Origin of the sequence: Nevskia soli, from assembly GCF_903970205.1 — a bacterium.
GTDB lineage: Bacteria > Acidobacteriota > Terriglobia > Bryobacterales > Bryobacteraceae > Bog-113.
Genome location: NZ_CAJCHS010000378.1, coordinates 1 through 9,082 on the forward strand (window position 1 = coordinate 1; position 9,082 = coordinate 9,082).

At 59.7% G+C, this 9,082-nt stretch carries 9 protein-coding genes; 2 read left to right on the top strand and 7 right to left on the bottom strand.

Going from position 1 to position 9,082, the window contains the following annotated elements; genetic code table 11:
• The 3 genes from H1Y01_RS16405 to H1Y01_RS16415 form a co-directional block, all read right to left on the bottom strand.
• On the bottom strand, window positions 1-957 hold a 957-nt coding region (locus H1Y01_RS16405), incomplete at its 3' end, for an FG-GAP repeat domain-containing protein (protein ID WP_180541587.1).
• Between the two features lie 11 nt (window positions 958-968).
• Window positions 969-1,622, bottom strand: a complete 654-nt coding sequence (locus H1Y01_RS16410) for a response regulator transcription factor (RefSeq protein WP_180541588.1) — start codon at window positions 1,620-1,622, stop codon at window positions 969-971.
• Window positions 1,612-2,928 (bottom strand): sensor histidine kinase, encoded by a 1,317-nt coding sequence (locus H1Y01_RS16415; protein ID WP_180541589.1) that lies wholly within the window; start codon window positions 2,926-2,928, stop codon window positions 1,612-1,614. The genes H1Y01_RS16410 and H1Y01_RS16415 overlap by 11 nt, the downstream gene beginning before the upstream one ends.
• Before the next feature lie 41 nt (window positions 2,929-2,969).
• On the opposite strand from H1Y01_RS16415, the gene H1Y01_RS16420 reads away from it, so the two are divergent.
• A complete protein-coding gene (locus H1Y01_RS16420; RefSeq protein WP_180541590.1) occupies window positions 2,970-3,413 on the top strand; it encodes a DUF6526 family protein in 444 nt (147 codons plus the stop codon).
• 234 nt (window positions 3,414-3,647) lie between these two features.
• Here the strand turns inward: H1Y01_RS16420 and H1Y01_RS16425 are convergent, their stop codons facing one another.
• From H1Y01_RS16425 to H1Y01_RS16440, 4 genes are all read right to left on the bottom strand, one after another.
• Window positions 3,648-4,619, bottom strand: a complete 972-nt coding sequence (locus tag H1Y01_RS16425) for a hypothetical protein (RefSeq protein ID WP_180541591.1) — start codon at window positions 4,617-4,619, stop codon at window positions 3,648-3,650.
• A 287-nt stretch (window positions 4,620-4,906) separates the two neighbouring features.
• Entirely contained in the window at window positions 4,907-5,689 is a 783-nt protein-coding gene (gene argB / locus H1Y01_RS16430; RefSeq protein WP_180541592.1) for an acetylglutamate kinase, read from the bottom strand.
• A 27-nt stretch (window positions 5,690-5,716) separates the two neighbouring features.
• The gene (argC, locus tag H1Y01_RS16435) at window positions 5,717-6,724 is read right to left on the bottom strand and encodes an N-acetyl-gamma-glutamyl-phosphate reductase (protein WP_180541593.1); all 1,008 of its coding nucleotides are present in this window, start codon (window positions 6,722-6,724) and stop codon (window positions 5,717-5,719) included.
• A 13-nt stretch (window positions 6,725-6,737) separates the two neighbouring features.
• Window positions 6,738-7,214 carry a zinc-ribbon domain-containing protein gene (locus tag H1Y01_RS16440; protein WP_180541594.1) on the bottom strand — a complete coding sequence of 159 codons (477 nt, stop codon included), beginning with the start codon at window positions 7,212-7,214 and terminating at the stop codon, window positions 6,738-6,740.
• A 90-nt stretch (window positions 7,215-7,304) separates the two neighbouring features.
• Between H1Y01_RS16440 and H1Y01_RS16445 the strand changes: the two genes are divergently transcribed.
• Complete coding sequence (locus H1Y01_RS16445) at window positions 7,305-8,309, top strand: ComEC/Rec2 family competence protein (protein WP_180541596.1); 1,005 nt, start codon at window positions 7,305-7,307, stop codon at window positions 8,307-8,309.
• The last annotated feature ends 773 nt before the right edge of the window (window positions 8,310-9,082 follow it).

Genomic DNA, 9,082 nt, shown 5'->3' on the forward strand with positions numbered 1-9,082 from the left:
AATCACGACACTGTCGTGGCCGGAGTTGTCGTAATCCGCGGTATCGATGCCCATGCCGGCGCGCTGCTTCCCATCCTCGCTATAGGCCACACCCGCGGAAATTCCGGTCTCCTCGAAGGTTCCATTCCGAAGATTGCTGTATAACTTATTCGCCTGGGTATCGTTGGCAACTAATAAGTCCGGCCAGCCATCGTTATCGAAGTCGAACATAGCTACGCCCAGAGATTTCGAACTGGTATCCAGTAATCCCGCCCGCGCCGTCACGTCTTCAAAGGTTCCGTCACCGCGGTTGCGAAACAGCCAGCAAGTCATACCGCGATAGGCTTCCGGAGTGCAGTACGCCTTGTGAGTACCATCGAGCGTGCATGGGACATTCGTTTCCGGCGACCACCTGACATAGTTACAAACGAATAAGTCGAGGAATCCATCGCGATCGTAATCGAACCAAAGCGCGGAGGTTGAAAGCGCGAGGTGATGCGCCAACCCGCTTCGCCTGGTCACGTCCACAAACCCTTTGCCCGTGTTATGCAGTAACCGGTTCTGGCCGAACCCGGTCAGGTAGATATCGGGATAGCCGTCATTGTTGTAATCGCCGATGGCAACTCCCAGTCCGTAGAAGTTGAAGTCCAGACCCATCGCGCGAGTTACATCGGTGAAGGTTCCGTTGCGATTGTTGTGATAGAGCGCGAGCGGCGTATTCCGGCGGCCATGCCCCGGCCAGTCCATCCCGTTGGTAATCAGGATGTCCTGCCACCCATCGTTGTCGTAGTCGAAGAACGCGCAGCCGGGGCCGAGCGTTTCGGGCAGGTACTTCGCCCCGAAGGCGCCGTTGTTGTGACGGTAATGAATGCCCGCGCGCTGCGTTACGTCGGTTAAGCGAAAGCCGGGATTGATGCCGAAGGTGGCCGCGCCGGCGGGCAGCGCGGCTGCGCCCAGCAAAAAATCGCGGCGTCGCATGGAACGAGCGGTCAGGGAGGGGTAACGAGGCCCTTCCGCACCGCGTACATCGCCAGGTCCGTCGCTTTGTGGATATTGATCTTGTCCATCAGATTCGCGCGATGAACGGCCACCGTGTTCACGCTCAAATCCAGAACGCCCGCGATCTCTTTGTTCGATTTGCCGTCGGCAATCAGCGTCAACACCTGCTTCTCGCGAGGGGTCAGGCGATCGAACGTGCTGTCTTCGTTCTGCGCCAGCGCCGCGCTCAGGAACTGCTTCCCGCTGGCAACCGTGCGAATCGCCTCGGGCAACTCGACATCGATCGCGTTCTTCAATAGATAGCCGTTCGCCCCGGCATCCATCGCGTTGCGCAGGTAATTCTCGTTCGAGTACATGCTCAGAATCAGGATCTTCGTCGTCTGATTCGTCTTGCGAATCTCGCGCGTGGCCTGGGCGCCATCGAGTTCCGGCATCGAAAAATCCGAGACCAGAACATCGGGCGAGAGTTGCGCGACGCGGTCGACGGCTTCACGCCCGGTGCCCGCCTCGCCCACGACCTCCATATCCGGCTCGTCCTGCAGGATGAGCCGGAATCCCTTCCGCACCATCGCGTGGTCGTCGGCTAGCAGGACGCGTATCTTTTTGTTTTCGGGGGTTGTCTCTTGAAATTGCTCAGGATTCATGCGGTATCGGAACCTCTAGCGAGACGCGCGTGCCACCTTCGGGCGCGTTCTCTAACTTAAGTCTGCCATGCACCAGTTCAGCTCGTTCACGCATGGCCACCAAACCGAGCCCCCGGCCGCGCTTGGCGTCTTCGGATCGCAAGCCGACGCCGCGGTCTTCCACTTCCAGCCGCAGGATCTCCGGCCAATACTGCACGCGCACCGCCGCGCTCTTCGATCCGGAATGACGCGCTACATTGTTCAACGCTTCCTGGAGGATTCGGTATACATGAATCGCCGTTTCGTCCTTAATCGCCGGACCGGTGCCCACCTTGCTGTAAGACACCGGTATTCCGGTCTGCTTTTCAAATGTCGGCACATACCACTCGACCGCCTTCTCCAAACCGTAATCGTCGATCACGGCTGGGTGCAGCATCTGCGACAGCGAACGCACCTTATCCAGCGCGGTCTGTGCCATTCCCTGGACATCTTCGAGATCGGCGTGGAGCGGCGAATCGGCGGGTACACGCTTTCGTTCGATGCGCGCCAGCATGGCTCCGATGGCGGTGAAGATCTGCCCGAACTCGTCATGCAGCTCGCGCGATACCGAGCGCAGCACCTCTTCCTGAACCGAAATGAGTTTGCGCGCCAGCACGCTCTTGTGTTCGGATAAGGACGTCATCTGCTCGAACATTCGGCGGTTGGTGTAAGCGACCGACAACGCGGTAACGATGATCGCCGCCAGCGCCGCTAACAGAAACGTGTAGATATCGCGCTCCACGCCGGTGTAGATCCGCTCAATTTCATTGGTTGTCTGCTGGTCCAGTTCATTGTTCTGAATCAGCATGCGGGAGATTCTCTGGGAGAGCGATTCGCGCTGCGGACGAAGCGTTCCCACGATCAGATCGCGCGCCCCCTTTTCGTCCCCGGCTTTGGCAAGCGCAAATACCTGTTCAGTAGCCTTGTCCAGATTACGCAACGCAATAGCGAGTTGCTCCTGATCCGCGTCTTGTTCGGGATAAGGCGCGAGCGCCGCTTCTTTGCGAATGGCGTCGGCGAGTTGCATCCGCAAGCGCTTGAACTCAGGCTCGAACCCGATTAACCCGTACTGATCTTCAACCACGTCGTGAAGCGCGAGGCCGAGCGAGTACAAGGAATCCTGAATGCGCATCAGCTGGAGCGTGTCCAGACGGTTGCGCTCGACGGTGTTGGCCTGTAGTCTGCGCAGACTGGCGACCTGGCGGCCGGTGAACAGCGCGTACAAGATCAGCGCCGCCAACGATACGGCGAACCCGATCATCAGCCGCGGCGTTGGACTTGTTCTCAATCTCTTGATTCTATCCGCCGGAATTCGATTACGATATTTCCATGGCCAATGCAGCGAAAACGCAGGACTTTAGCAATCATGTGCGCCTCGACCCGCCCTTTCATTTCTTTTTGGTTCCGGTTTTCCTGCTGACGTTCTTATTCCAGATTGCGCGGACCGTTCGGCACCCGTCGTTCTGGAACGGCTGGTTGATCCTCGTTGCGTTTGCGGCTGTTGTCGCGCTGGGGTTGATGCGCATGTACTCATTGCGCGTTCAAGACCGGGTGATCCGTCTTGAAGAACGCCTGCGGCTCAGTATGTTGGATCGCGAGGGGTTGCTGGGCAGCCGGGCTTCCGATTTGACGATGGGACAAGTCGCCGCATTGCGTTTCGCGTGTGACGAAGAAGTTTGTCTCTTGGCGCAGAGAGCGCTGAACGAGAATCTGAAACCGAAAGAGATCAAGCAATCGATCAAGAACTGGCGCCCTGATTTCCACCGGGTGTAGTAAGGCCGGCGGCATGACCGTGAACTACCGAGCCGCGAGGGCAACGGAGCGGTTGCTGTGCGTGACGGGTATCCCTCGCGGGGATAACCGCTCCGTTGCCTTCGCGGCTCGGGTCAACGCGGCTGACAGCGGACGACCCTCCCTTTCGGTCGGGCTCGGAGTGGGGCTGTACGGTCCCTTTCATCCTTGGTTGTGAACCGAAGGGTCATGAAGAGCCGTCGGCGACGGAAAACGTTAGCCTAATAGGCCGCCGTGTCCCAGTCCCGCTACTTCCCACGAAGAGACGCGGTAACGGGCCAGCAGCGGTGGAAGCAGTAAGTCGACGACGTTCGGTTTTGCCGAACGGAAGCAGCCCGGCGCAGACAGGATCGGCGTCTCGTTGAAGTAACTCAGCAGCATCAGATTGCCGGGCTCCACGGGGGCGAGAAAGCGCTCCATCTGACCGCCGACCTGAGTCAGCGCGCGGCCGATCACGTCTTCCGGGCCCGCGGGCGCCGTGGTTGACGCAATCAGGATGGCCGACGGTTTGGAGCGGGTTAACTGGTTCAGCGCGCGGGCGACCGAGGCCTCTTCCTCCACACAGCTCACCGCGAAGGACGGCACGTAGCCGAAGCGCTCCAGCCGCTGCCGCATGATGTTCTCGAACAAGGTGCGGGCCCGGTCTCCATTCTGCGGGTCCGAATAGAGCACGCCGACGGTAGGCCGCGTTACGGGACGCGCCTGCATGATCGGACCCCGCTCCCGGAGCATGTTTACCAACCCGTCAACGTCCGACTTGGCGACTGCGAAGGGCGCGCTCTTGATGGTTGCGATCCGCTGCCCGGGTCCGGCGAAGCTGAAATTCAATGCGGTCGCGATCACCATTCCGGATGTGCAATTGACCTGCTTCAGTAAGTCGTCGTCTACCAGCACGCAGCAACTTTGGGTGGCGTGCAGATTTGCACGTCCCCCGGCGGCCAGTTTGATTTCGTAGGCCCCGCACCCGATCTCCGCGGCAACCGCGCAGACGGCCGCATCTTCGGAGACTTCGCCCTCTTCCAGCTCGGTTACCCAGATGCGATCCATTCCCTCCAACTCGAGCACATGGACATCTTCGTCGCTGATAATGTGCCCTTTGGACAGAAGCTTTTTGCCGCCGGCTCGGAATACCGTACAGCAGAGGATTCGTCCGATCGATGTCTTTACGTCAACCGTCTGTGCCTTCATATGCCCCTCAAAGTCACTCTCTTGCAGGCTACGCGGCCTTTTCCATCGAAAAGCGCGCGTTCGCAAACAGCAGTAGCTCCCACTCAAACTATTCTCAAAGAAAATCTCTTGGGCCAAAAATTACGTTGAAAGCCGCTCTCCATTGCAACGAATATATACCTAAACTTAGAGAAACGAGAGAAAAAAATACGAAATAGGGGTGATTTTAAGGAATTATTTATTATTTTTTTAAATTTGCCGGACTGGAGTCCCCGGGGCTTGCAATCCGCTCGCCGGGAGCGTCCGATTTAGGAGGTCGATCTCGAGCGGACGAGTGTGGTTCCCGCAGCCGATCCGGCGAAGATTTTCGCCAATACGCCGGGCGCCCCCGCGGCAATCGTCACGGTCGGCACGGCGCTCTCCAACGCCGCGGCAGCCGCGTTCAATTTGGCCTGCATGCCGCCCGTCGCGACACCGGTCGCAATCAGTTCCGCCACAGCCGCGATGTCCAACTGCCCGGCCCAATTCCCGGTCGCGTCTCTCACTCCGGGAACATCGGTGAGAAAAACGAGGTGATCCGCCTGCACCGCCGCCGCGCACGCCGACGCCATCTGGTCCGCATTTACGTTGTAGAGCGCGCCATTATCGTCGCCGGCCAGGCACGCGATCACCGGAATGTAGCCGTTGTTGCTCAGCAGATGAAGCAACTCGGGGTCGAGTCCGATAATTCGCCCCACAGCGCCGAGTTCGCGCGAGAGCTGAGTCGCGGTCGTGATGCGCGCATCGACCCCGGTTAGGCCAACGGCGGAGCCGCCCTCCCGGCGTATAGCGGCAACGATCTGCGTATTGACACTCCCACCCAAAACCTCGGCGACCGTTTGCATCGCCTCGTCCCCAGTCACCCGCAGCCCTCCGGAGAACCGGCTTTCGATCCCGCGGCGCTCGAGCGCACGTGTCAATTGTCGGCCGCCGCCATGCACCACGAACAGCTTGATACCGGCAGCTTGCGCAGCGACAATCTGTGCCGCTAAGTCCCGGAGCAACTCCACGTCTTCCGCCAGCGTGCCCCCGAGCTTGATGAGCGCTCTCAACGCAGCGCCTTCAAACAACCCATGGCCTTAAAGAAGACCTTCCGTTTCGGGGAAGCCAAGCATCAGATTCATGTTCTGAATCGCCTGCCCCGCCGCGCCTTTGCCCAGATTGTCAATCGCTGTCACGACCAGACCACGCCCCGTGATTTCGTCCAGTTCGAAGCCGATATCGCAGAAATTCGTACGCGCAACCTGCCGTAAATCGGGGAACGATCCGGCGGCATGCAGCCGGATAAAGGGCTCGGTTCGATAGCTTGCAAGATACGCGTCCGCAATCTCGTCCGGTTTCACCCCTCGCGCCGTGCGGAAGTAAATCGTCTCCAAAATGCCCCGGTCGAGCGGCAGCAGTTGCGCGGTGAAGCTGAACTCGCTCTCTTCGAGGCAGCTGTTCATCAGAACCTCCGGTACGTGCCGGTGCGTGCGGCCGCCATAGACCAAGAAGTTTTCAGTTACTTCGCAGAAGCTGGTCTTAAGCGACGCTTTCCTGCCGGCGCCGCTCACGCCGCTCTTCGCGTCGCAGATGATCCCGGCCGAGCGCTCGACCAATCCGTTGGCGATCAACGGACGGATCGCCAGATTCGCAGCCGTCGGATAACAGCCTGGATTGGCAATGAAGCGCGCGCCCGCAATGCGCTCGCGGTAAAACTCCGGGAGCCCGTATACGGCCTCAGCTAGCAGCGCGGCGTGCGGATGGCCGGCGTTGTACCAGCGGGCGTAGCGTTCCGCGGTTGCGAGCCGGAACGCGCCGCTCAAATCGATCACGGGCGCACCGGCGTCCAACATCCGTGGCGCAAGCTCCAGCGAAACCTCGGGCGGCGTGGCGAGGAACACCAAGTCCAGATGCTCGCGGCGCACGACATCGGTATTGAGGTCGACGCGCTCCATTCCAGGACGGGTCACATAGACGGGTCCCTCGGCCGCGGCCTCGCGGTGATCCAGGAGGACCGGTTGGGTGGATGGGTGCCGGGTCAGCAGGCGCACCAACTCCGCGCCGCTGTACCCGCGGTGACCGGCTACGCCGACGCGGAATGACATCGATAACTAAATATTAGATACGTTCCTGGGCCGACCGCTGCGCGAGCTCGCCAATTAGGGGCAGCGAATAGGCTTCCCCATGGCTGGTCTTGATCAGCATGAACACCCAGACGCCGATCAGGAACCATTCGAGCAGTTGGTCGAGCCGGAAGGTGCTGTGGGGAATCGACGCGAAGATCGGCTGTACCGTCCACTCCACCAGCAGGTAGGCGGCAAATATATACAGGCCCTGGAAGGCGTGGAAACGTAGCGCCCGATCGTTCTTATAACGCCGGGCCCCGAGCGCGAACACACACGCGATCCACCCGGCAACTGGGATATAGCACAAGATCGCGAGCTTACGCGGTGAGACGCCCGCCAGCGGGTCGGCGCAGGACCGCCCGTAATAGGGCGCCCGCGGACCGCCTGTCACCGGCTGTCGCGATCCGCACTGCGAGCAGAACAAATCGGCGTCCGCGACCTGCTTCCCGCACTGGCTGCAATAGGGCATCCTACTGCTCACTACGATAACCCGCTTCGCTGAGTTCCGTAAAACATCGGATGTGCTCCCGCCTGTTGATAACATTCCAAAGTGCAAACGATGCGCTCAATCGCCCTGACGCTGCTCGCCGCCGCTCTTGCCTGCCAGGCCGCCGAGAAGACACTCGACATCTACTTCATGGACGCCGAAGGCGGCCAGGCAACTCTCTTCGTCACGCCCGCCGGGCAATCCATACTCGTTGACACCGGATGGCCCGGCGCGCGCGATGCGGACCGTATCGTCGCCGCCGCGCACCAGGCAGGAATCACGAAACTCGATTACGTACTCATCACGCATTTCCACATCGACCACGTCGGCGGCGTTCCGGAACTCGTCAAGCGCCTTCATGTCGATACGTTCATCGATCACGGCACCAGCGTGGAGCATGACAAAGCGGGCGACGCGCTTTACAAGGCATATGTCGACGCGCGGGCGCAAACCCGGCACATCGAGATCAAGCCCGGCGACCGCGTTCCGCTCAAAGGGATCGACTGGCAAATCGTCAGTGCCGCCGGTGACCTGATCACCCAGCCGCTTCCCGGCGCAGGCCAGAAGAATCCGCTGTGCGGTACGGATGCGCGCCGCGACGTCGACACCACGGAGAACGCTCGCTCCGTCGGCAGCTTGATTACTTTCGGCAAATTCCGCGTGGTCGACCTAGGCGATCTCACGTGGAACAAGGAGCAAGAGCTGGTTTGTCCGGTGAATCGCATCGGGACGGCGGACGTCTACATCGTGAGCCATCACGGGATGAATATGTCCGGATCGGCCACGTTCGTTCACGCGCTTCAGGCGCGCGTCGCGATCATGGACAATGGAGCGCGTAAGGGTGGCACGCCCGAAGCTTATCAGGCGATTAAGAGTTCGCCGGGAATTACGGATATCTGGCAACTGCATCGCGCGGTCGCGGGCGGCGATGCCAACAACACAACGGATCAACTTACGGCGAATGTCGCGGAAACACCGGACCAGGGATTCGGGATTAAGTTAAGTGCGCAACGCGATGGATCGTTTACCGTGACTAACCTGAGGACGGGTTTCTCTAAGAGGTATCCTGCGCGATAGCTTCGACAAGAAAGCGGTTAGTCCGCCGGCGGACCGTAGACGTGAACCACTTGGCCAGCCTCGATCGTCAGCAACGCCGTTACCAACTGAGGGAAGAGCGGCCGGTAGAAATTGATTTTGTTCCGGGCCGACTTGATGCCCCGGGAACGCTTCAACCATCAATGCAGGCGTCTATAACGATGCGCACGTCAGCTGTTCCATTGCGATATCGCGGCTCAATTCGATGAACGAGAATACGTTTTTCCGGGGAATAGGCATCAAGATCGAGGCAAAAGTGTTTCCATGCAAGCGTCTCGAGTTCAATGAAATCACCGTAGGATATGCCGCGCCACTGACGAACACGATGCTATTTGCGCGGGTTCGAAGCAGGTGTCGAACCTGCGAGACGGAGTCTGGGATCGATACCTTTCTGCCACCATTGATGCTCGCCGTATGATTCCCGGTCGCCTTTGCTTCTATATAGCGTCCGTCACCGCACCACTCCGGGGAAATAGCGATGTCAAGATGAAACCCCGTCGGTACTTTGGCTGTGCATGCTATCTGGCTGCAACAAACGCCCGTCACAATCGTAAAGAGAACTGCCGCGGTGCCATTCATTGACTTACGCGGGAACAATCTCACCGCCGGCCGGCGCTGCTTCGGCACTTAGCGCTTCCAGAGTCGGCAGCTGCTCTTCCGGCGCGGTCGCTTCCGCCATCACCGGCATGCGCTCCTGCAGCAGCAGCTCCGTCGCCAGCACGGCCGGATGCGAATGGAATAGCTTCTGGATCGCG